11 protein-coding genes are annotated in these 23,255 nt (G+C 74.4%); 1 reads left to right on the top strand and 10 read right to left on the bottom strand.

Annotation, left to right across the window (positions count from 1 at the left end; genetic code table 11):
- Positions 1–116 precede the first annotated feature (116 nt).
- Positions 117–2,243: an AfsR/SARP family transcriptional regulator gene (locus K4G22_RS30795; protein ID WP_228083762.1), complete on the bottom strand. Its 2,127-nt coding sequence runs from the start codon at positions 2,241–2,243 to the stop codon at positions 117–119.
- Positions 2,244–2,790: 547 nt separating this feature from the next.
- Between K4G22_RS30795 and K4G22_RS30800 the strand changes: the two genes are divergently transcribed.
- On the top strand, positions 2,791–4,155 hold the full coding sequence (locus K4G22_RS30800; RefSeq protein WP_228083763.1) for a salicylate synthase: 1,365 nt from the start codon (positions 2,791–2,793) through the stop codon (positions 4,153–4,155).
- Positions 4,156–4,244: 89 nt separating this feature from the next.
- Here the strand turns inward: K4G22_RS30800 and K4G22_RS30805 are convergent, their stop codons facing one another.
- From K4G22_RS30805 to K4G22_RS30855, 9 genes are all read right to left on the bottom strand, one after another.
- A complete protein-coding gene (locus K4G22_RS30805; RefSeq protein WP_228083764.1) occupies positions 4,245–4,946 on the bottom strand; it encodes a class I SAM-dependent methyltransferase in 702 nt (233 codons plus the stop codon).
- 390 nt (positions 4,947–5,336) lie between these two features.
- Positions 5,337–6,662, bottom strand: coding sequence for a dihydrolipoamide acetyltransferase family protein (locus K4G22_RS30810; RefSeq protein ID WP_228083765.1), 1,326 nt, complete (start codon positions 6,660–6,662; stop codon positions 5,337–5,339).
- A 12-nt stretch (positions 6,663–6,674) separates the two neighbouring features.
- Positions 6,675–7,649: an alpha-ketoacid dehydrogenase subunit beta gene (locus K4G22_RS30815; RefSeq protein WP_228083766.1), complete on the bottom strand. Its 975-nt coding sequence runs from the start codon at positions 7,647–7,649 to the stop codon at positions 6,675–6,677.
- A 2-nt stretch (positions 7,650–7,651) separates the two neighbouring features.
- Positions 7,652–8,830, bottom strand: coding sequence for a pyruvate dehydrogenase (acetyl-transferring) E1 component subunit alpha (gene pdhA / locus K4G22_RS30820; RefSeq protein WP_228083767.1), 1,179 nt, complete (start codon positions 8,828–8,830; stop codon positions 7,652–7,654).
- Entirely contained in the window at positions 8,827–10,071 is a 1,245-nt protein-coding gene (locus K4G22_RS30825) for an AMP-binding protein (RefSeq protein WP_228083768.1), read from the bottom strand. The genes pdhA and K4G22_RS30825 overlap by 4 nt, the downstream gene beginning before the upstream one ends.
- A gap of 78 nt (positions 10,072–10,149) precedes the next feature.
- Complete coding sequence (locus K4G22_RS30830; RefSeq protein WP_228083769.1) at positions 10,150–10,674, bottom strand: flavin reductase family protein; 525 nt, start codon at positions 10,672–10,674, stop codon at positions 10,150–10,152.
- Positions 10,671–11,579, bottom strand: coding sequence for a thioesterase II family protein (locus K4G22_RS30835; protein ID WP_228083770.1), 909 nt, complete (start codon positions 11,577–11,579; stop codon positions 10,671–10,673). Before K4G22_RS30835 ends, K4G22_RS30830 begins: the two co-directional genes overlap by 4 nt.
- Complete coding sequence (locus tag K4G22_RS30840) at positions 11,576–14,068, bottom strand: beta-ketoacyl synthase N-terminal-like domain-containing protein (protein WP_228083771.1); 2,493 nt, start codon at positions 14,066–14,068, stop codon at positions 11,576–11,578. The genes K4G22_RS30835 and K4G22_RS30840 overlap by 4 nt, the downstream gene beginning before the upstream one ends.
- Complete coding sequence (locus K4G22_RS30855) at positions 14,065–23,247, bottom strand: SDR family NAD(P)-dependent oxidoreductase (protein WP_322785151.1); 9,183 nt, start codon at positions 23,245–23,247, stop codon at positions 14,065–14,067. Before K4G22_RS30855 ends, K4G22_RS30840 begins: the two co-directional genes overlap by 4 nt.
- Between the last annotated feature and the right edge of the window lie 8 nt (positions 23,248–23,255).

A 23,255-nucleotide genomic window follows, 5' to 3' on the forward strand; every position in this document is an offset into this window, starting at 1 on the left:
GGGGTACCTACACAGACTCTGCAGGGCTTCTCGGCGGCGGAAGGCGGACGTCTCACCGGCGCGCGGATGACGCGACGGAGCGCCGGAAGGCCGCCGGCGGCGGGTGGTCGCGGCCCTCAGCGCGCGGGCCTCGGGTCGCTTCGCCCCCGGTCAGGGCGTGTGGCTGACAGCAGGTCCGCCCCGGCCGGCCGGCTGGCCCGGTCCGCGGCGCCCCTGAGCGTCCGCAGGTCCGTCCAGGCGCCCGCCAACGCACGGGCCGTGGACCCGTGCCCCTCGGCGTCCGCCTGGTGGAGGGCGGCGGCGAACCCGTTGCGTTCGGTCTCGAACCAGCCCAGCGCGCCGGCCGCCACGTCATGGCGCTCGTCGGCCAGGGCGCGGACGGCGGCCCGCGCCCGCAACAGCCACGCCGTCAGGGCACGGTCGACCGTGGCATACCGCTCGGCGGCGTCGCTCTCGGCCTCCGCGCGCTCGCGGGCGAAGAGGTGGACGACGGGACGCAGCCGACAGCGCGGCCGGCCCGTGGGGTCCCTCCCGGCGACCTCCAACAGCCGGGTGTCGACCAGGGATTCGAGGATGTCCTCGGTCTGCGACTCGTCGGTCTGGAGGACCACGGCCGCCAGCCAGGCCGGGATCTCGGGTGCGTGCAGGAGCGCGAGCCGGCCCAGAGCGGACCGTCCCTCGGCCGTCAGCCGCCGATAGCTCGACTCCAGCGAGCGGCGCACATCCCGGTCCGCCAGACGCAGTTCGTCCAACGGGCGCCGGCGGACATCCGTCAGCCGGCGCGCCATCTCGGCCAGCGTCCAGTGCGGCTTGGCCGCCAGCCGCCCGGCCACCACCCGCACGGCGATGGGCAGCCGCCCGCACCGGTCGACCAGGGCCTCGGCGACATCAGGCTCCGCCGCCACCCGGTGCGGGCCCGCCACCCGACGCAGCAGGGCGAGCGCCTCGGCCCGCTCGAAGCCGTCCAACTCCAGCCGGTGGGCGCCCTCCAGAGCGGTGAAACGGGAACGGGCCGTCACCACCACCCGGCTGCCGGCGGCCCCCGGGAGCAGCGGGCGCACCTGCCGTTCGTCCCGCGCGTTGTCCAGCACGACCAGCACGCGGCGTTCGGCCAGCAGGCTGCGGTAGAGCTGGGTGCGCACCTCCGCCGTCGCCGGCAGCGGGGTCCCCGGTTCGCACAGCGCCTGGAGAAACCAGTCGAGCACCTCATGCGGGTTCCGCGGACGGTCCGACTCGCCGCCGAGGTCGGCGTAGAGCCGGCCGCCGGGGAAGGCGTCGCTCCCGCGCCGCCCCGCCTGGACGGCGAGGGCGCTCTTGCCCACGCCCGCCGCGCCGGTCACCACCACCGGCGGCGCGGAGTCCTCCCCGTGCTGGCCCAACAGCACGGCCAGTTCCCGCAGTTGGCGCTCACGGCCGGTGAAGTCGGCGACGCCGGGCGGCAGCATGGCTGGCCGCACCCGCCGACGTGGCTGGACCCTGACCTCCTGGGGAGCTGCGGCGGGTGCGGCGAGCCCCGGGTCCCCGGACAGGATCGACTGGAAGACGTCGTTGAGCGTGGAGCTGGGGTCGATGCCCAACTCCTCGGCGAGGACCTCCCGCCCGCGCTGGTACGCGGCCAGGGCGTCGGCCTGCCGGCCGGTCCGGTACAGGGCGGTCATCAGCTGCGCCCGCAGCCGCTCCCGCAGCGGGTGCGCCTCCACCAGGCCGACGAGTTCGCTGACCAGCGCGTCATGCCGACCGAGCGCCAGGTCGGCCTCGATCCGGCCCTCCAGGGCGGCCATGCGCGCCTCCTCCAACTGGGGGAGTTCGACACGGCTCAGATAGTCGGTCACCCCGCCGAGGGCGGGGCCGCGCCACAGGGCCAGTGCCCTGGCCAACCGCTCGGCGGCCGAGCCGTGGCGGCCCGCCCGCAACGCGTCGTACCCCTGGTCGGTCAGCCGCTCGAACTCGGCCTGGTCGACGGTCGCGTCGGCCAGCACCAGTTGGTAGCCGGGACGGTGCCGGAGGATCGTGGCGCCCGGCGAGACGAGCTTGCGCAGCCGGGAGACATAGGTGTAGAGCTGCTGGTCGACCGTCGAGGGCGGTGTGGGCCCCCAGACGACGTCCCGCAGATACGTGTCGGAGACGACGCGGTCGCCCGCCAGGAGCAGGGCGGCCAGCACCGTTCTGGGCTTCTCCGCCACCAGCGCGAGCGGCCTCCCCTCCTGCCGTGCTCCGACCGGCCCGAGAATGCGGAACTCCACCCTTGCTCCCCCTGTGTGCCCACGGTCCGGATCGCCGGAAACGGGGAAAGCACAGCCCCGTCGCGCGGATCGCCGGTGTCGAAAGAAAACCGAAAGAAGTCACGAGAAAGGAAGGCTCGGGCCCGGTAACTCACCCGTCCGTCGGGCCCCGCCCGAATGACCTTCAGCGAATGCGAACGTACCAGTGGGGGAACGAGCGCGGACAGATTACCGTCGCACGCGCGCCCATGCGTTTCACACGGTGGGCCGGGTGACGCGCGATCGCGTTGCGGCGGACCGAGGGGGCGGGCACCGGATCGATCCCCCTGACCTGTGCCGCCCCTTGTCCACCTGCGCGGTATAGCCGGGGTATGGCTCCCTTTCGCCTTGCTGTAGAGGCCGCCCGACAGACTATTTCCCAGTGTGAACAGTCGGGCGGCGCTGGGCCCGGGACGCGCGTTCCCGCCCACGACTTCCCGGGAGTTTCCGAGCGGTTCGAGGAACCGACGCCCTCGGCGAATCCCCCGCACCGCTCTCACCTTCGGCCGTCGAGAAGAGGACGTTCGCGATGCACACCTCCCCCAGGCACTACTTCGAGACGAGGCTGAGACTGGCCTCCGACCCCATGACGGCCGCCGCCCGCCTGGTCTCGTCGGGTCTCCACGAGGAGCATGTGCTCTACGAGAACGCCGGCACCTGGTCGTACGCCGGGGGCGCCCTCGCCGAGGTGACCCTGGACCGGCACGGGGCCCGGCTGCGGCAGCCGGAGGCGGTGACGCTGCCCTGGGACGGCGACCCCCTGCGGCAGGTGCGGGACCTGCTGGACTCCGTGCGGGTCGAGGGGTGGCGGGCATACGGCTGGGCCGCGTTCGAGCTGTCCCACGCCAGTGCGGGGGACATCGCGCACATCGGGGACGAGCGGCTGCTCCACCTCGTCGTGCCGCGCACCGAGGTGCGGATCGAGGGGGGCCTGGCGTGGCTGCGGGCGGCCGACCAGGCCACGCTGGTGGCCGCGATGGAGGCGCTGACCGCCGAGCCGGCGGAGTCCTGGTCCGTGCCCAAACCCGTGGACGTACGACACGCGGGGGCGGACGAGTACCGCCGGGCCGTGGCGACCGCCAGGGAGATGATCGACGCCGGCCGGTTGGAGAAGGTGATCTTCTCGCGGGTGGTCCCGATCGACTACGAGGTCGATTTCGTGGCCACCTATCTGGCGGGCCGACGCGCCAACAGCCCCGCGCGGTCCTTCCTGCTCGACCTCGGCGGGGTCGAGGCGGTGGGCTTCAGCCCGGAGATCGTCGTCCGGATCGAGGCCGACGGCAGGGTGATCAGCCAGCCCCTCGCCGGGACCCGGGCGCTCACCGGGGACCGCGCCGACGACGAGCGGTTGCGCGCGGAACTCCTCGCCGACCCCAAGGAGATCCACGAGCACGCGATCTCCGTGAAGATCGCCTGCGACGAACTGCGCGGGGTGTGCGCCCAGGGCAGCGTCAACGTCGAGGAGTTCATGGAGGTCAGGGAGCGCGGCAGCGTGCAGCACCTGGCCTCCCGGGTCGGCGGACGGCTGGCCGCCGGCCGTGGCCCCTGGGACGCCTTCCGGGCCGTGTTCCCCGCCGTCACCGCCTCCGGCGTGCCCAAAAGGGCCGCGCTCGAAAGCATCCGGGACGTCGAGAGCGAACGTCGGGGCCTGTACGGCGGCGCGGTCCTGACGGTCGACCAGGACGGCGCGTTGGACGCGGCCCTGGTGCTGCGCAGCGCCTACCGGCAGCGGGGGAGGAGTTGGCTGCGCGCCGGGGCCGGCCTGGTGTCCGGTTCGCTTCCCGAACGCGAACTGGAGGAGACCTGCGAGAAGTTGGGCAGCATCGGCCGCTTCCTGGTGCCCGCCTCCGACCCGGTGGCCGCCGCCACGACGCCGGGACCGGCCGGCCCCTGACCCCCGAGGACCCGTGACGAACGCCCCGCGCCGATCGGCGCGGGGCGTTCGTCACGGCAGGGGACCGTCCGGTGGCCGGCGCGGACGGCTCAGGCCGACTTCTCGAAGACGGTGGCCATGGTCATGCTCGACTCCCGGTAGGGCTTGCCGCCCAGTCCGTCGAAGCTGCCGACCCGGCGCAGCCCGACGGCCTCGGCCATGTCGAGAAGCCGGTCCTCGGCGATCAGCAGCGCGCGTTCGGGAAGCACGCGAATGTCCTCGTCGTCGATCCAGATCTGTTTGCAGTCCCAGCGCTCGCCCTCCAGCTCGGAGAAGACGACCATCCCGCGCCGAACGCCGGGATAGCGCAGGAAGACGCTGCCGCCGTTCTCCCCAAGCCCTCGCACCCACGGCAGCCCATGGGTCTCGGTGACCAGCAGGCCACCGGGCCTGAGATGTTCGGAGAACGTCCGCAGGGCGTCCTGCTGGGCCTGCGGATCGGGGAGGATCGCGAGGCTCCCGCACACGCACAGCGCCAGGTCGTACTGGCTCCCGTCACGGTAGTGGCACATGTTCCCCAGCCGTGGAGTGATCGCCGGGCTCCCGCGTTCGGCCAGGCGGTCCAGCATCTCCCGCGAGGCGTCGACGCCGATCAGGGACGCCTCGACGCCCTCGTCGGCGAGCCGCTCGGCGAACGGGACGAGCACGCGTCCCGTGCCGACCCCGAACTCGATGACGGAAGGGGACTCACGGCTCCTCAGCTGCCGGGAGAGCCATTCGATCTCGTCCGGGCCGAGCGCCGGAAAGATCACGTCATATAATTCAGAGAAAAGCTTCCCGTAATTCCCGCTGTCGTGCAGTTCCCCGGGATAGTACGTGCCTTTGACATCCGTTGTCACAGCTGGATTACCTCCGGATATGGGTGGCGTCAACGAGCGAAAGGGCGGGTCGATTAGATTTTGACGCTAGCACGACCGTCTGGCGGCCAGCCAGGATCGAACCCGTGAATGTGAGAATCACGGTGCCGCTTATGAGGAATGCATTATCGGTACCGCGTGGCGGGCGCGGTCGGAGGCGAAGGGGCGGGCCGGCCACCAGCCGGGGGAACTGGCGACCGGCCCTGTCGTGGAGGCACGCCCCACGGTCCGCGGCAGCGGCCCGCGAGGGCTCCGTACCTCTTCTGGAGACCGCCCCGCGAGGGCTCAGCTCCAGGCGAGCAGGCGGCTGGGCCGCTCCAGGAACGCGGCCACGTCGGCGAGGAACTTCGAACCGAGCTGACCGTCGATCAGCCGGTGGTCGAAGGAGAGCGCCAGGGTGACGACTTGACGGGACCGCACCTTCCCCCGGTGCACCCAGGGCCGGGGCCCGATCGCGCCGATCGCCAGGATCGCGGCCTCGCCGGGGTTCAGGATGGGGGTCCCGGCGTCGATCCCGAACACCCCGATGTTGGTGAGGGTGAGGGTGCCGCCGGCCAGGTCGGCCGGGGCGGTGCGGCCCGCCCTGGCCGCGTCGACCAGACCGTCCAGCGCCTCGGCCAGGGCGACCAGGGACAGCGAGTGCGCGTCCTTGACATGGGGGACGAGCAGACCGCGGGGCGTGGCAGCCGCGATGCCGAGGTTCACATAGTGCTTGACCACGATCTCCTGGGCGTCCTCGTCCCAGGCCGCGTTGACCTCGGGATGCGCGGCTACGGCGGCCAGCACCGCGCGCGCGGCCAGCAGCAGCGGGGTGACCCGGCGGCCGGCGAAGGCGGGCTCGTCACGGAGCTCCCGCACCAGCCTCATGGTGCGGGTCACGTCGACCGTCACGAACTCGGTGACGTGCGGCGCCGTGAACGCCGAGGAGGTCACCGCCACGGCGGTGGCCCGGCGCACGCCCCTCACCGGGACGCGGGTCTCCCGCGGGCCGGGGCGCACGGCGGCGGCCGGAGTCGTCGGCTCCCTCGCCGCTGGCACGGTCGTCGGGTCCGTCGGGGCGGGGGCGGGGGTGGGCGGCGCCGTCCGGGTCGCCGCCGCGTGGACGTCCTCGCGGGTGATGGTCCCGTCGGGACCGGAGGGCAGCACGGCGGTCAGATCCACCCCGAGGTCCTTGGCCAGCTTGCGGACCGGCGGCTTCGCGCGGGCCGGCCCGGCGCCGGGCCTGGCGCGCGGCTCGCGCCGCCGGCCCCGGCGGCGCGAACGGTCGGGCGCGACCCCGTACCCGACGAGCACGGGTTCGCGCTCCCCGGCCGGGGCGGGCGCGGCGTCGGCCGGGGTCCCCGGCCCCGGGGCGTCCCCAGCGGTGACCGTGACGATCACCGCGCCCACCTCGACCGTCTCGCCCTCGGCCGCGTGCAGCTCGCGCACCACCCCGTCGAACGGGACGGGCAGCTCCACCAGGGACTTCGCTGTCTCGATCTCGCAGACAGGCTGGCCGTCGGTGACCCGGTCGCCGGGCTGGACGTACCACTTGATCAGCTCCGCCTCGGTGAGCCCCTCGCCCACGTCGGGCATCCGGAACTCGTGCGGGCGGGTCGCGGTGTCGGTCATGGCTTCATGTCCTCAGTAGGCCAGCGAGCGGTCGACCGCGTCGAGCACCCGATCGACGTCGGGCAGGAACTCTTCCTCCAGGCGGGCCGCCGGGTAGGGGGCGTGGTAGCCCCCGACCCGCAGGACCGGCGCCTCCAGCGTGTAGAAGCAGCGGGTCGTGATCCGGGCGGCGATCTCCGCGCCGGCCCCGAAGAACACCGGCGCCTCGTGCACCACCACCAGCCGGTGGGTCCGCTCCACCGAGCGCTGGATGGTGTCGAAGTCCACCGGGGAGACCGTCCGCAGGTCCACGACCTCAAGCGACCGCCCCTCCGCGGCCTCGGCCGCCTCCAGGCACAGCTTGACCGTCGGCCCGTAGCCGACGAGCGTCAGGTCGGTGCCCGGGCGCACCACGCGCGCCTGGTGCAGCGGCTCCGGGCGGGCGGTCAGATCCACCTCGGCGGTGTCCCAGTAGCGCCGCTTCGGTTCGAAGAAGATCACCGGGTCGTCGCTGCGGATGGCCTGACGGAGCATCCAGTAGCCGTCCTCCGGGTTCGAGGGCGACACCACCTTCAGCCCGGCGACATGCGCGAACAGCGCCTCGGGGGAGTCGCTGTGGTGCTCGACGGCGCCGATGCCGCCGCCGTACGGGATCCGGATGACCACGGGCATCCGGATCCTCCCGTCCGAGCGGGCGTGCAGCTTGGCCAGCTGGGTGACGATCTGGTCGTACGCGGGGAAGACGAACCCGTCGAACTGGATCTCCACCACCGGGCGGTACCCGCCCAGGGCCAGCCCGATGGCGGTGCCGACGATGCCGGACTCGGCGAGCGGGGTGTCGATGACCCGGTCCTCGCCGAAGTCCTTCTTCAGACCGTCGGTCACCCGGAAGACACCACCGAGCGTGCCGACGTCCTCCCCCATCACCAGGATCGCGGGATCTTCCTCAAGGGCTGTGCGCAGGGCCTCGTTGAGTGCCCTGGCCAGTGACATTTTCTCCGCAGGCATTCCTACTCAGTCTCCCCGTTGGCGATGGTGTTCCGGTGGTGTTCCTCGGACTGCTCCCGTTCCTCGTCGACCGTCGCGTGTCCCTCGGCGTACACGTGATCGAACACGGTCAGCCGGTGCGGGTTGGGCATGGTCCGGGTCTCGCGGCGGACGCGGTAGGCCACCTCGCGGGCCTTCTCCTCGACCTCGTCGAAGAACTCCGGTGTGGTGTGGTCGGCTTCGGTCAGGTGGGTGCGCAGCCGCGCGATCGGGTCCCGGGCCCGCCAGTGCTCCACCTCGGTCTGCCGGCGGTAGCGGGTGGGATCGTCGGATGTGGTGTGGGCACCCATCCGATAGGTGAACGCCTCGATGAGGAACGGCCCGTTGCCCGCGCGCACGTGTTCCAGGGCGGCGTTGGTCACGGCGTGCACGGCGAGGGCGTCGTTGCCGTCGACCCGCACGCCGGGGAAGCCGAAGCCGTCGGCGCGGCGGTACAGCGGGCCGCGCAGCTGGCGTTCGACGGGCTCGGAGATCGCCCACTGGTTGTTCTGACAGAAGAACACCACCGGCGCTTCGTGCACCGAAGCGAAGGTGAACGCCTCGGCCACATCGCCCTCGCTGCTGGCCCCGTCCCCGAAGTAGGCGATCGCCGCGGCGTCGCTGCCCTTCTTGACCAGGCTCATCGCGTAGCCGGTGGCGTGCAGGACATGGGAGCCGACCACCAGCGTGTAGAGGTGGAAGTTGGACTTCTTGGGGTCCCAACCGCCGTTGGTGACACCCCGGAACAGCTTGACGATGTCGACGGGGTCGACGCCCCGGCACCAGGCGACCGCGTGCTCCCGGTAGCTGGGGAAGACGTAGTCGTCGGGGCGCAACGCGTGGGCCGACCCGACCTGGGCCGCCTCCTGGCCGGTCAGCGAGGGCCACAGGCCCAGCTCGCCCTGCCGCTGGAGGGCGGTGGCCTCGGTGTCGAAGGCGCGGGAGACCACCATGTCCTGGTAGAGGGTCCGCAGCAGCTCCGGGGCGTATCCGGGGGTGCGGTCGGGAGGCGACACCAGGGTGCCCTCGGGGGTCAGCAGCTGGAGCATGCCCAAGTCCTCGCGGTGTGACATGAAGGCGTTCAGCGCTTCGGCGAAGTCGAGCGCGGGGGGCACGGTGGGCTCGTCCGGCCCCTGTGAACGCTGGCTACCGGTGGCGGTCATATCACTTCCATCTCAAGGCGGCCTGGATGTGCCGCTGGTGGGGCCGGATACGGCTGGGCGTGGGTGCGCGAGCGGGTGTCGGCGCGGGGGCGTGGCGGGCGCGCGGTGATGTCGAGCGTGTGGTCCGGGGTCCAGCACCCGTGCCAGCCCGAGTGCTGGACGTCCTCGGGGAACCAGGGCGGGCTCATGGCGACGATCTCGCCCCGGGCACCGCGCGGCAGGGTCTCTCCGCCGGGCCCCGCGATATGCAGCTGGACGGGAGGCACGGGGCTGCCCGCCCCCGGCTCGTAGGAGCTTCGGGCGTCCCTGGCGGTGATCTCGTGCGCGGTCCAGGGCAACGCTCCGTCGGTCGGGGCGAACTCCGCCCAGAGCCGGCTCCGCGGTCGGACCGCGAAGTGCCGGGCGGCCAGCTCACGGGAGCAGGGCTCGCCGACGAGGACGACGGCACGGGGACCGGAACCGCCCGCCCCACCACGGCCGTTGCCCCGCCGCGTGGGTCGCGGGCCGCGCTCCAGCAGGGCGGCGTACTTCTCCGGGGTGAGGACGGCGACGCAGTCGCCGGACGCGGTGAGCGGCCACTGCTCGTCGTCCGGGTTCCAGGACGCGGTGTGCAGGGTCGCGCCACTGCTGACGGCCCAGCCCATGGCGGCCAGGCCCAGCCGGGACAGCGGCCCGGCGCTGGTCGCCACGGTGCCGGTGGGGGTGCCGACCCGGTCGCCGCGGCCGGCGGCGGACCGCAGCCAGGAACGGTGGTCGACGAGCCGCGCGCCCCCGTCCCGGTCGGGCAGCAGGTGCGCCACACCCTCGGGCGAGGACCGGGGCAGCGCGGGCTCCTCCGGCACGGCGGCGATCTTCCGCCAGGTGGCGGGGTCGTCCAGGGCGAGGGAGGGGATGTCCCGGAAGGTGCCGTCGTAGGTGGCACGGCTGCACAGCACGGCCCTGGCCCCGGTCGCGCGGGCCAGGGTGGCCAGCCCCCCGGGCCGGTCGGGCGGGGGGACGCACACCGCGCCGGCCTTGAAGACGGCGAGCTGGGCGACGAGAGCCTGACGGTGGTTGGCGCAGTGGACGATCAGCGCGTCGCCGAGCTGGACACCCCCCAGGACCAGGGCCGAGGCCAGGCGCACGGCCTGGAGCTCGGTCCGGTCGTAGGTGAGCTGATGCCAGCCCTCCTGGATCGCCACCCGGCCGGGATGGTCGCGGGCGGTTCGGGAGAAGACCTGGTCCAGGGTGAGGGTCGGCACGTCGGGCTCCCGCGCCGTTGCCGGGAGCGGGCGCCGGAGGGCCGTCGGCCTCTGCGTGATCACTGTGCCTCCGCCGTCTCAGGAGATGAAGTCGTACGACAGCCGGTCCTCGGTGTCCGGCCAGGTCTCGAACCGGCGCATGCCGTACAGGAGCGGCTGTTGCTCCTCGCCGAGCCGGACCACGGAGGTCACCTGACCCATGACCACCACGTGGTCGCCGACCACGTGATCGCTGGTGACGCGGCAGTCGGCGATGGTGTGCGCCGAGTCGAAGAGGTGCGGGCCCGCGGCCGTGCCGGCCATCCGCCAGGACACCCGGTCGAAGCGGTCCCGCGCCCCGGAGGCGAAGAGCTCGGCGGTGGCGCGGGCCCTGCGGTGCAGCAGGTTGACCGCGAACCCGCTGCCGCCCTGGATGGCTTCGAGGGTGGGGCTGCCGCGGCGCATGCACACGAGCAGGATCGGCGGCTCAAGCGAGACGCTGCACAGGGAGGTGAGCGTCATGCCCCACGGGGCGCCGTCGGCGTCTGCCGTGGTGACGATGGTGACTCCTGTGGGGAAACCGGCCATCAGGGTCCGGAAGTCGGCTGGTTGCTCGCGGGTCATGCCGGGGTCTCCCGTCGGTGCGGTGTGGCGGCCTCGGTTCCGCTGGGCGTCAGCCGGGCCAGGGTGTGCGTGATCTCGGCGGCCAGCGCCTCGGCGAAGTCGGGGAAGGTCTCCCCGAGGAAGTGGAAGTGGCCGCCCTGGAACAGCCGGCGGCGGAAGTCTCCGCTGGTCTCCCGGGACCACGCCGACACCCCGGGCACCGGGGCGAGCGCGTCGTCGGTGGAGGCGAAGACGGTCAGGTCGGCCGACAGGGGCTCCCGGTCGGGGTCGGGCCGATAGGAGTCGAGGGCGTGCAGGTCGGACCTGATCAGCCGGAGGAACCGGTCGCGGAACTCCGGTAGTTCGTCGATCCGATCGGGCAGGCCGCCGAGTCGGGCGAGCCGCCGGGCCAGCTCGGTGTCCGACAGGCTGGGGTCGAGGAGGCGGATGGCCGGCTGGATGCTCGTGGCCTGACGGCCGGAGACCCCGACCCAGACGGGGGCGATGCCGCGGGTCCGCAGCGAACGCGCGGTCTCGGAGGCGATGACGGCGCCGAGGCTGTGCCCGAACAGGGCCAGCGGGGTCCCGTCGTCGAGGGCCGAGACATCCTCGGTGACCAGCTCGACCAGCGAGGCCATATCGGTGACCGACGCCTGGGCGTGCCGTTTGCCGCGTCCCGGCAGGTCGAGCAGGAGCAGGTCCCAGTCGGTCGGGAGGACGCGGTGCAGCGGGTGGTAGACGCTGCCCGAACCCCCCGCGTGCGGGACGACCACCAGCCGCAGCTCGGGCGCGGGGACCGTGCGCGGCCGGATGAAGGCGTCGCCGCCCTGGCCGCCCGCCCCGCCCCGCGCGCCGGCGGGGACGCGCGGGGACGCGCTGGCGAAGACGCTCGCGGGGCGGGCGCTGCCGGGGGCGTCGCGGCTCATCCGGTCACCGCCGGTCCGTCCGGGGTGGCCCCGGACGCCGCCGCCAGGATGGACTCGGCGAGCTTGCCCATCAGGTCGCGCAGCGGCATGTCCAGGGAGAGCTGGTCGGCGGTGAGGCCGACCTCGTGGCGCTCCTCCACCCGGGTGATGAACAGCGTCGAGATGAAGGAGTCGCCGCCCACGTCGAGGAAGGAGAGCCCGGGGTCGAGCTCGTCGGCCTGGAGGACATCCCGGAGCTGGTCCATCAGATAGGCGTTGAGCGCGGCCAGGTCCGGTACCGCGTCGGCCGGCGCGGCGGCGTCGGGGGCGTCCGTGCGGGGCGCGTCGCCGGTCGGCTCGTCGATCCAGTACCTGCGGCGGCGGAAGGGATAGGTGGGCAGCCCTCCGGTGAAGCGGGCGCCCGGGGCGCGCAGGGCGGCCAGCCGCAGGTCGGCTCCCTGAGCGAACAGGGTGGCCAGCGCGGTGTGCAGCAGCGCGGGGGCGTCCTGGGGACGGTCCCCGGCGAGGGGCAGGGTGTGCCGGGCGCCCTCCCCCTCCCAGCGGAGCTCGACCCGGACGGCGGCGGTGTCGGCCGCCGCCCGGCCGCCGTCCTCTCCCGGGCGGGTCCGCACGCCCAGCCGATCCAGCATCGCGCGGAGCCGTCCGGCCGGGTCCCGGGGCGCGGCCCCCGGCTCTGCCAGGTCGGGGTGGGCGGCGGTCAGCGCGTCGAGGACTTCCGCCAGCCGGCTGTCCTGGCCCGAGACATGCAGCTCGGGGCGGGGCGGTTGGGGGGCGGCGCCCGCCGAACGCGCCTGCCCGGCCGCGCTCGGGACGACCGGGGCCGCCGTGGCGCGCCAGTCGGCGAGCGCGTCGGCCAGCCCCCCGGCCGTGGTGCCGGTGACGGCCAACCGGTGCGGGAAGGCCGCCCGCCCGGCACGCAGGGTGTGGCACAGGTCCGCGAGCCGCCCGTCCTCGGCCCCGCGGAGCAGGGCCCCGACCTGGTCGGCGAGCCGGTCCAGCGCCTCGTGGTCCTTGGCGGACAGGGTGAGCAGCTCGGGCTCGCGCGAGGCGGGTGGCGTATCCGTGTCCGTATCCGCCGGGGCGGGTTGGTGCGCCTCCAGCACGGCGTGCACATTGGTGCCGCTCATGCCGAAGGAGTTGACGCCCGCCACCCGGCGGGCCAGGCCCTCCGGCCAGGGCCGGGCGGCCCGGGGAACGTCGAAGCCCAGCCGCCGCCACGGAATATGGGGGTTCAGCTCGCCGTCGTCGGGGTCGGCGGCGGCGGGAATCACCCCGTGCTGGAGCATCAGCACGGTCTTCATCACGGAGGCGATGCCGGAGGCCCCCTCCAGGTGCCCGATCCGGGACTTGACGCTGCCGATGGACAGCGGCGTGCCGCGCCGCCGGACCGCCTCGCCGAGCACCCCGTCCAGGGCGCCGATCTCGATCGGGTCGCCGAGTATCGTGCCGGTGCCATGGGCCTCGACGAAGCCGACCTCGGCCGGGTCCACCCGGGCGTCGGCCAGCGCCGCCCGGATCACCTCCTGCTGCGCCGGGCCGTTCGGGGCCGTCAGACCGGTGGCGGCGCCGTCGTGGTTGACGGCCGTCCCCCGGATCACCGCGAGCACCGGGCGGCCCTCGGCCTCGGCGTCGTCCAGCCGCATCAGCGCCACCATGCCGATGCCCTCGCCGCGCCCGTAGCCGTCGGCGCCGGCCAGGAAGGACTTGGAGCGCCCGTCAGGGGAGAGGGCCCGGGTCTGGCACAGCGAGACCATCAGGCTGGCGGAGAGCAGCAGGTTGGCACCGCCGGCCAGGGCGTAGCGGCACTCCCGGCGGCGCAGGCCCTGGACGGCGAGATGCAGGGTGGTCAGGGAGGAGGAGCAGGCTGTCTCCACCCCCATGACCGGGCCGGAGAAGCCCAGCAGGTGGCTGATCCGTCCGGCGCCGAAGCTCAGCCCGCCGCCGGTGATGTAGTACGGGTCGATCCGGGACATGTCCGAGCGGTCCTCGTTCCGCTCGCTGTACTCGGAGGTCATCATCCCGAGGTAGATGCCGACGTCGAGGCGGTCCGAGCGGCGGACCGCGATGCCGGCCCGCTCCAGGGCCTCCCAGCCGGTCTCCAGCAGCATCCGCTGCTGCGGGTCGAGGAGCCGGGCCTCCCGCCGGGAGATCCCGAAGAATCCCGCGTCGAAGTCCGCTATGCGGTCCAGGAACGCGGCCCGGTCGACATAGGAGCGTCCGCTCCGGCCGGGCACCGGGTCGTACACCGCGCTCAGGCCGGGCCGGTCATCCGGCACCCGGGCCAGCGCGGAGTCGGTACCGCACAGGAACTCCCAGTACGCCTCGGGCGAGTTGATGGCCGGCGGGAGTCGCAGCCCCATGCCGACGACAGCCACCGGGGCGTGGTGGTCGCTCTCCAGTTCGGCGATCCTCGCCCGCAGCCGGTGGGTGAGCCTCAGCTGGTCCTCCATCAGCGAGCGGATCTCATCGGGCCTCAAGGGGTCACTCATGCCTGGGTCTCTCCTTTCTGGGCGGACACGTCACTGCGGACGGCCTGGACGAGCTCTTCGAAGGACAGCGCCGAGAGGTCGGGGAGCGCGGCGGGTCCGGAGGCGCCCGAGGGTTCCTGGCCGGACCCGGCGGCCGGGGCGGCCACCAGGGTGTCGGCGTCCTGGCCCGGCAGCCCGAGCGCCCCGGCGACGTGGTCCGCCATGCGCGGCACCGTGGGGTGGTCGAGGGCCACCGTGGCCAGCAGGTCGATGCCCAGCGCGTGGGAGAGCCGGGTGCGCAGGTCGATCGCCATGATCGAGTCCAGGCCCATGTCGCCGAAGGTGACCTCGTCGTCCACCGAGGCGGACTCCCCGAGGGTCTCTCCGGCGGCCTCGCGGACGAACACCCGCAGGGCGGCGAGGCGGGCGTCCGGCGCCAGGTCCAGCAGGCCCTCGCGATACCAGCCGCGCGGCTGGTCGGACGCCGTCGCGGGAACCCGCGGGAGCCGCTCGTCGGCGAGGGAGGCGAGCAGCCGGGCCCTCGGGTGGCCGGCGAGTTCCGCCGCCCAGCGCTCCGGCGCGATGTCCACGGCGGTGATCCGTGCGGCGTCGCCGGTCAGCGCGCCGGTCAGCACCGGCTCGGCCGCCTCGTCGGTGAGGGGGGCGACGCCGATCCGGGCGGTGGCCCGGCGGACCGCCGCCGAGGCGGCCAGGCCGCCCTTCCCCTCCGGCACCCAGGGGCCCCAGGCGATGGCGGTGGCCGGCACGCCCGCCGCGCGCAGGGCCTCGGCGAGACCGCCGAGATAGCCGTTGGCGGCGGCGTACGCGGTCTGCCCGGCCGAGCCGAGGACGGCGGACGCCGAGGAGAACAGCACGAACGCGTCCAACTCCTGTCCGCGCAGCGCCTCGGCGAGGGTCGCCGCGCCCCGCGCCTTGGCCGCGAACACCCGATCGACGCTGTCCCGGTCGACCCGGGCGAAGGCCCGGTCGTCCGTCACCCCCGCCAGGTGCAGGACGAGGCTCAACGGGTGCCCACCGGCGCCCGCCTCGGCGATGGCGCGCGCGCAGTCGGCCGGGTCGGTGACGTCGCCCCGCACGAGGTGGACGCGGGTGCCGGCGGCGGTGATCTCGGCGATCCGGCGGCGGGCCTCCTCGTCGGGTTCCGAGCGGCCCAGCAGGGTGACCGAGGGGCAGCCGTGCCGGGCCAGGATGGCCGCGCTGCTCAGCCCGAGCGCGCCCAGCCCGCCGGTGACCAGGGCGGCGCCGGCGGGCCGACCGGAGTCGGCCGCCGCCGCCGGCACCAGGCGGGCCGCCCGGATGCCGCGCGGGCCGGCCTCCAGCCGGGTCTCAGGGAACCCGGTGTCGAGGCCGCCGGCGAGGGCGCCCAGCAGGGTGTCGGCTTCCCAGCCGTCGGCGAGGGTGATCCGTACGAGCCGACGGTCCCTCTCCTCGGCCTCCAGGGAGGCCAGCAGGCCCCACAGGCTCTCGCGGACGGGCGCCCGCGCCGCGGTGCCGGCGGCCAGCACGGCGTAGGGCGCGCCGGTCGGGAGGGCGCGGAGGGTGTCGACCAGGTCGAGCACCGCTGCGGACGCCTCCCGGGGCCCGGCTCGCCCTCCGCCGGTGTGGTCGGTCTCCGCGCCGGTCTCCGGCCCGGTGAGGAAGCGGGCGTCCACGATCAGGTCGGCGTCGGCGAGTCCCGCGCCGGGGTCCGCGTCGGACGGGCCGACGACCACGGCCTGGCCGGGCGCGGTCACCCGGTGCCCGGCCTCCTCGGCGGCCTTGGCCAGGGCGCGGCCCGCCTCGGTGCCCGCGCCGAGGATCGCGAGGTGCCGGACGGACGGCGCCGGGGCGGCGGCCTCCTCGGGCAGTGCGGTCCAGGCGAGGCGGTAGGTGTGCCGGGCGCCCTGCCGGAGCGACGCCTGGAGCAGCGAGCGGGAGGCGAGCCGGAACCGGAAACCGTCCATGGCGAGGACGGTCGCGCCCGTGCCGTCGAAGATGTGCAGGTCCGCCGTCTCCACCTGGTGGAAGCCGGCTTCGGGGCCGTCCCGCAGGACGGCTCTGACATGGCCCCAGAGCGGTCGGCCCGGCACCGGCCGGCCGGGGAAGGACACCCGGGCGGCGGCGAACGGGATGACGAGGGCGTCCTCCTGCCCGTCCGGCTCGGGATCCTCCTCGTGGACGGCGAAGCTGACGGAGCTCTGCAAGCAGGAGTCGAGCAGCCCGGGGTGGATCTGGTAGTCATCGGCTGGCTCGTTCATCTCCTCGGGCCAGTCGAATCGGATCAGGGCCTCGTCGCCCCGGACCCAGGCGTCGCCGACCCAGCTGAAGGACGGGCCGAGCAGATAGCCGATGCCCCGCAGGTGCCGGTAGAAGGCGCCCCCGCTGAGGTGCCGGTCGGCGCCGGCGATGAACGTGTCGGGGTCGGGCGCGGTTCTGGCCACGGCCGGGTCCGAGTCGAGCAGACGGGCCGTCAGATGCTCCTGCCAGCGGCCGTGTTCGGGGTCGAGCAGGCTCTGCACACTGACCGTCCGGTTGCCGGTGACGTGGTCCGGCGCGCGCTCGATGATCTGGAGCTCGTAGCGCTCCCCGTCGTGCAGCACCAGGGCGCGTGGGAAGTGCAGGTCCTCCAGGACGACATGACCGCCGTCGCGGCCGAGCGCGGAGAGCGCGGTGGCGGTCTGCGAGGCGCCCGCCACCTGGACGGTGCCGAACAGCCGGTGGTCATCGAGGTGCGGCGGGTAGACGGTGCTGCGCTCGGTGACGAAGACCCGGTCGGTCAGGGCGGGCGAGCGCAGCTCGGTGCCCCACGGCGGACCGGCCGGACCTGACGTGGCGGCGCCCACCGGCGTGGCACCGGCCTGCCGGGGCGCGGTGCCGTGTTCCGCGCGCCGCCAGTGCGTGGTGTCGGCGAACGGGTAGCGCGGGGCGTTGCCGCGCGGGACACGGCGCGGGGCCTGGACGGCCGTCCAGTCGATGTCCTCGCCGAACTCGTAGAGCGCCTTCACCCCGGCGACCATGCTGGCCCGGTCGCCACGGTCGCGGAGCAACGAGGGCACCAGACGCGCGCTCGCCCCCGCGGGGGCGAGCCCGCCGGCCCTGACCAGGTTCACCAGGCTCCGGTCGGGACCGATCTCCAGGCAGACGTCCACGTCGTGCGCGGCCAGCCGCCGGGCCCCGTCGTGGAACCGGACGGGGTTGCGGGCGTGCCGCACCCAGTAGTCGGCGTCGAAGGTGCCGGGGCTCGCGGGCTCCCCGGTCAGGTTGGAGATCAGCGGGATCTGCGGATCGCCGAACTCCAGGGCGGAGGCGGCTTCGTGGAGCCTCGGCAGCACCGGGTCGAGGAGCCGGGAGTGGAAGGCGTGCGAGACGGTGAGGCGCACCGCACGCACCCCGTCGGCGGCGAGTTCCTCGGCGAACTGGTCGATCTCCGACGGCAGGCCGGCGACGACGGTCGCCTCGGGCGTGTTGACGGCCGCGATGTCCAGCGGGGTGTCCGCGATCCGCCGCAGCGTGTCCTCCTCGGAGGTCTTGACGGCGAGCATGGCGCCGCGCTCGGTGCTCTGCATCAGCGCCGCCCGCGCGGCGATCAGACGGAGCCCGGACGGCAGGTCCATCACCCCGGCGTGGACGGCGGCGGCCACCTCGCCGACGCTGTGGCCCATGACCACGGCGGGGGTCACGCCCCAGGACTCCCACAGGCCGGCGAGGGCGAGTTCGAGGGCGAACAGGGCGGGCTGGGTCACCCGGGTCTCGTTCACGGCCGCCGGATCGCCGCCGTACAGGGTGAGTTCCACGAGCGAGGCGTCGAGCAGCGGAGTGAGCCGGCGGTCGCACTCGTCGAAGATCTCCCGGAACACGGGTTCGCTCTCGTACAGTTCGCGTCCCATGCCGAACCGCTGGCTGCCCTGTCCGGAGAACAGGAACGCGATCCTCGGCCGGCCGGGCGGGCGCTCCGGCCGTCGGGCGGTCAGCTGGGCGGCCAGCTTCTCCCGGCTCGTGCCGAGCAGGGCCAGGCGGTGCGGGAAGTGGGCGCGGCCGACGGCGGCTTCGGCGGCCAGGCCGGGCAGTTCGGCCTCTTCGGCTTCGGTCAGACGTCGTGCCCAGGCCGCCGCGAGCCGCTCCAGGCCGGCCTCGTCGGGCGCCGACAGCGGGATGAGGTGAGGGTTTCCGGCCGGGACGCCGCTTGTGACGGCGGAGGGCCCGGCCGGTGCCTCGGCGAGTATCACATGGGCGTTGGTGCCGGTCAGTCCGAAACCGGAGACACCGGCCACCCGCGGTTTCCCGCCGGAACGCCAGGGAGTTGGGGTGTCCACCACCCTGACGTTCATCTCCGCCCAGTCCACGTGCGGGTTGGGTTCCGCGAAGTGGAGGTTGGCCGGTATGACGTCGTGGTTCAGCGCGAGGACCGTTTTGATGACGGCGGCCATGCCGGCGGCCGACTCGCAGTGACCGATGTTGCTCTTGACCGAACCGACGTGCAGGGGCTCCCCGGGTTTGCGGTTCGGCCCCAGGACCCGCCAGGCGGCGCCCAGTTCGATGGGGTCGCCGAGGGAGGTCCCGGTGCCGTGCGCCTCCAGGTAGGAGATCCGCGAGCCGCTGAGCGAGGCGTCGGCGAGTGCGTCGGCGAGGAGGCTCTGCTGGGCGGTGCCGCTCGGGGCGGTGAGCCCGGAGGAGGCCCCGTCCTGGTTGACGGCGGTGCCGCGGATCACCGCGAGCACCCGGTTCCCGTCCCGCTCGGCGTCGGAGAGCCGCTTCAGGACGACGACGCCGCAGCCCTCCGCCCGGACAAACCCGTTGGCGTCGGCGGAGAACGTGCGGCACCGACCGTCGGGCGACAACATGTGGGCCCGGCTCGCGGAGACGGAGGCCATCGGGTCGAGGATGACGTTCACGCCGCCCGCGAGCACCGCGTCGGACTCCCCGCCGCGCAGCGAACGGACGCCGAGGTGCAGGGCGACCAGCGAGGAGGAGCAGGCGGTGTCCACGGCCATGGCGGGGCCGTTGAGCCCGAGGGTGTAGGAGAGGCGGCCGGCGGCGGCGTTGAGCGAGGTGCCGGTGCTGTAGTACGCGTCGAGCCCCTCGGCGCCCGGTGCGGCCAGCACCCGGGCGTAGTCGGCGTAGCTGATGCCGACGAACACCCCGGTACGGGAGCTGTGCAGGGACGGCGGGCGGATGCCAGCGTCCTCCAGGGCGTGCCAGGAGGACTCCAGCAGCAGCCGCTGCTGCGGGTCGAGGTTCTCCGCCTCGCGGGCGGGGATGCCGAAGAAGGCGGCGTCGAACCGGGCGATGTCCGTCAGGAAACCGCCCTGGTCGGTGGTGATGTGGCCCGGCGCGGTGCCATGGAAGGCCGCCCGGTCGTAGCGGCCCTCCGGGACGGCGCCGACGGCGTCGCGGCCCTCGCGCAGCAGGTCCCACAGTTCCTCGACGGAGTCCGCCCGTGGGAACCGGCCGGCCATGCCTACGATGGCGATCGGCTCCGGCTCGGTCCGCCGCTCCTCCGCGTCCCGGTGCCCCCGCGCGTCGGCGGCCCCGGCCGTGCGGACGGGGCCGGTCGTCGGGGCCGGCCGGGGGGACGGCCGCGCGGCGGCGGAGACGGCATCGGCGGCGGGTGCCGCCGGGGCTTCCGTCAGGATGTACTCGGTGATCCGGGTGACGGTCGGGTGGTCGAAGGCGTCGGCCGCGCGCAGCGAGACCTCGAACGCCTGGGCCAGCCGGTCCACGAGGTCCACCGCCATGATGGAGTCCAGGCCGAGGTCGAAGAAGCCGGCGTCGTCCCTGACCGCCCTGTCGGAGTCGAAGCCCAGCTGCGCGGCGACGATCCGAGCCGTGTGGGCGCGGGCCACCTCGGCCCGGCGCCGCTCCGGCAGGGAGGCCAACTCGGCCGCGACGGAGGGTTCGAGCACAGCCGCCGCCACCGGCGGGCCGTCTGACCCGGGGGCGGCGCCGGCCTCGGCCGCCGGGGCGGTGAGCAGCCCGCGCGGGCGGATCCGCGACATGATCGACCGGAAGCGGACGAGGTCGAGCGGGCAGACGACCAGGTGCCCCGCGACACCGGCCGGCACGGCCAGGGCGGCCCGGCCGGTCGCCGCGTCCACGGCGCCGACGCCCACCCGGGCGAAGTTCGCCCGGGAAGCGGAGTCGGCCATGCCCGACTCCCCGAGGTTCCAGGGCCCGAAGGCCAGGGAGGCGGCGGGCAGGCCCTGTCCGGCGCGGTGCGCGATCAGGGCGTCCAGGCCGCCGTTGGCCGCCGCGTAGGCGGCGCAGTGCTCGCTGCCCCAGAGCGCCGACACCGACGAGACGGTGACGAAGAAGTCCAGCGGCCACTCCAGGGAGGCCCGGTGCAGCAGCCAGGCCCCGGTGAACTTGCCGCGCAGCGAGGACGCGAACTCCGCCGTGCCGGTCTCGGCGGCCGGGGACCGCACCAGGGCGCCGGCGGCGTGCAGCACCCCGCGCACCGGTGGCAGCCCGGCCAGCCCGGAGAGCGCGGACGCGACGGCCTCGGCGGTGTCGCAGCCGTCGGACCGGTAGACGGCGCGCACTCCGGCGGCCTCGAACCCGGCCAGCAGTTCCCGTGCCTCGTCGGCGAGTTCGGCCTCCGCGCGGCGGCCGATGAGCAGCAGGTTCCGGGCGCCGCGGGCGACCAGCTCGGCGGTCAGCTCGCGACCGACGCCGCCGAGCGCCCCGGTGACCACATAGGTCGCGTCGGCCACGACCTCAAGCGGCACGGCGGGTGCTGTCGCGGGGACGAGGCGGGCGCCGAGGGCGGCTCCGCCACGGATGGCGAGGCGGTCCTCGACGGTTCCCGCGCCGGCGGCCCCGTGGGCGCTCTCGCCCTCCGCTGCGACAAGGCCCAACAGGGCGTCGAGGTCGGCGGCCTCCGGTTCGGCCGGCAGGTCGGCCACGCCGCCCCAGACCGCGTTCAGCTCCAGGCCGAGGACGGGGCTGAGGCCGTGCAGCAGCCCGTGGTCGGTGGCGGCGACGCGGTCATCGGCGCCGGTCCGGCAGGCGGCCCGGGTGAGGGCGAACACCCGATGCCCCGGGGCGTCCCGGCCGAGGGCGGCGACGGCGGTGGTGACGGCCGTGCAGAGGGCGGAGCCAGGCCCGTCCGGGCCGGCGTCCTCGCTCCCGCCCTCGGGGAGAGCGGTGGCCCGCAGGGCGAGCAGCAGCGGGACGGGCCGCTGTCCGGCCGGGGCGTGCGCCGCGCCGAACCCGGCCCAGCCGTCCGCGTCCCCGGGCAGCTCGGCGTGTGTCCACCCCTCGGGCAGGGCGGGCGCGGCCGGGGAGAGCACGGTCCCGGTCAGCCCCAGCGCGGCGGCGCGTGCGGTCAGGGCGGCGAGCAGCGCCTCGTCGTCGCCGGCCAGGACCACCGTCCGGCCCGGCCCGGCGGCGGCCGGCAGGTCCAGGTCCTGCCACACCACCTCGTGGACAGCGGCCCGCTCGGCGCGGTCCACGGCCGCCGGAGTGCCGGCGGCAGGGGCCATCGCGGTGTCGGCCTTCCCCAACGGGGCGAACCGCTGTCGCTGCCACGGGTATCCGGGCAGGTCGAGCAGGCGCCGCGGCAGCTCGGCCGCGGGGTGCGGCGCGTCCCCCGAGCGGTCCTGGTCCTCGGTGACCAGGACGTCGGCGGAGGACTCCCCGGCGGCGACGGCGCGCAGGGCCACGGCGGCGGCCCGTGGGTCGGCGGCCGTGACGGCGGCCCGGACGTCCAGCCGGGTGCGGCCGGCGGTCACGGTGTAGGCGAAGGCCGGATAGTCGGCGGGGTCGAGGCCCTCCAACACCTCGGCGTACCGCGCGGCGCGGGTCCTCAGGGCCGCAGGGCTCTTCGCCGTGATCTCGAACCCGGTGACCTCATCAGCCCCGGCCCCCTCGGCGGTGTCCGCCCGCTGCCCCGGCACCTCATCGGGCAGCAGCGGACCGACGATGGCGTGCGCGTTGGTGCCGCTCATGCCGAAGGAACTGACCGACGCGCAGTCGCCGGAGCGGGGGGACCAGTCCTGGAGCTCGTCCGGGACGGTCATGCCGGTGCCGGACAGGTCGATCCGGGGATTGAGGTGGCGGAAGTGGACGACGGGCGGGACCTGCCGGCGGGTGACGCACAGCATCGCCTTGATCAGCCCGGCGATCCCCGCGGTCCCCTCCAGGTGACCGAAGTTGGTCTTCACCGCGCCGACCGGCAGCGGCGCACCGCCGTTCCGCCGGCCGAGGGCGGTGGCCACGGCGTCCATCTCGATGGGGTCGCCCAGGGCGGTACCGGTGCCGTGCGTCTCGGCGTAGCCGACGGCCGACGGCTCAAGCCCCGCGTCGGCGAGCGCCGACTCGATGAGCGACACCTGCGCCAGCACGTTGGGGGCGGTGAAGCCGCTGGACCGACCGTCCTGGTTGACGGCGGTGCCCCGGATCACGCCGAGCACCCGGTCGCCGTCGCGCAGCGCGTGGTCCAGGCGTTTGAGCAGCGTCACGCCGACGCCCTCGCCGCGGGTGAAGCCGTTCGCCCGGGAGTCGAAGGTCTTGCACAGGCCGTCAGGGGAGAGCGAACGGGTCTCCCGCACCAGGCGCATGGTGTTCGGGGACATGATCAGGTTGGCGCCCGCGGCGAAGGCGAGGTGGCACTCGCCCCTGCGCAGCGCCTGTACCGCCAGGTGCACGGCGACCAGCGAGGAGGAGCAGGCCGTGTCGACGGTCATGGTCGGGCCGGTCAGGCCCAGCGCGTAGGCGACCCGGCCGGCCGCGAAGTTGTGCCCGTTGCCGGTGGCCCAGTAGGCGTCCGGCTCGTCCTCGCACCATTCCCGGTAGTCCTGCCACATGACGCCGAGGTAGAGCCCGGCGCGGGCCTCGGCGAGGGAGTCGGCCCGCACTCCGGCGTGCTCCATGGCCTCCCAGGCCACTTCGAGCAGCAGCCGGTGCTGCGGATCGAGGTGGCGCGCCTCGCGGGGGCTGATGCCGAAGAACTCGGCGTCGAAGTCGAGGACCTCGTCGAGGAAGCCGCCGCGCTGCGGCACTCCGTCCCAGCCGCGGGCGAAGGGCCCCTTGCGGTGTTCGGGCATCGGACGGATGACGTCGCGCCCCTCGGCGAGCGCCGTCCAGTAGCCGTCGAGGTCCTCGATGCCGTCGGGCAGCCGGAGCCCGGCCCCGATGATCGCGACGGGCTGGTCGCCGCGCTGCTCACCGAGTTGCCGACGGAGCGTCCTAATGGTCTCCATGGCCCGGG

The organism is Streptomyces profundus (assembly GCF_020740535.1).
Taxonomy (GTDB): Bacteria; Actinomycetota; Actinomycetes; order Streptomycetales; family Streptomycetaceae; genus Streptomyces; species Streptomyces profundus.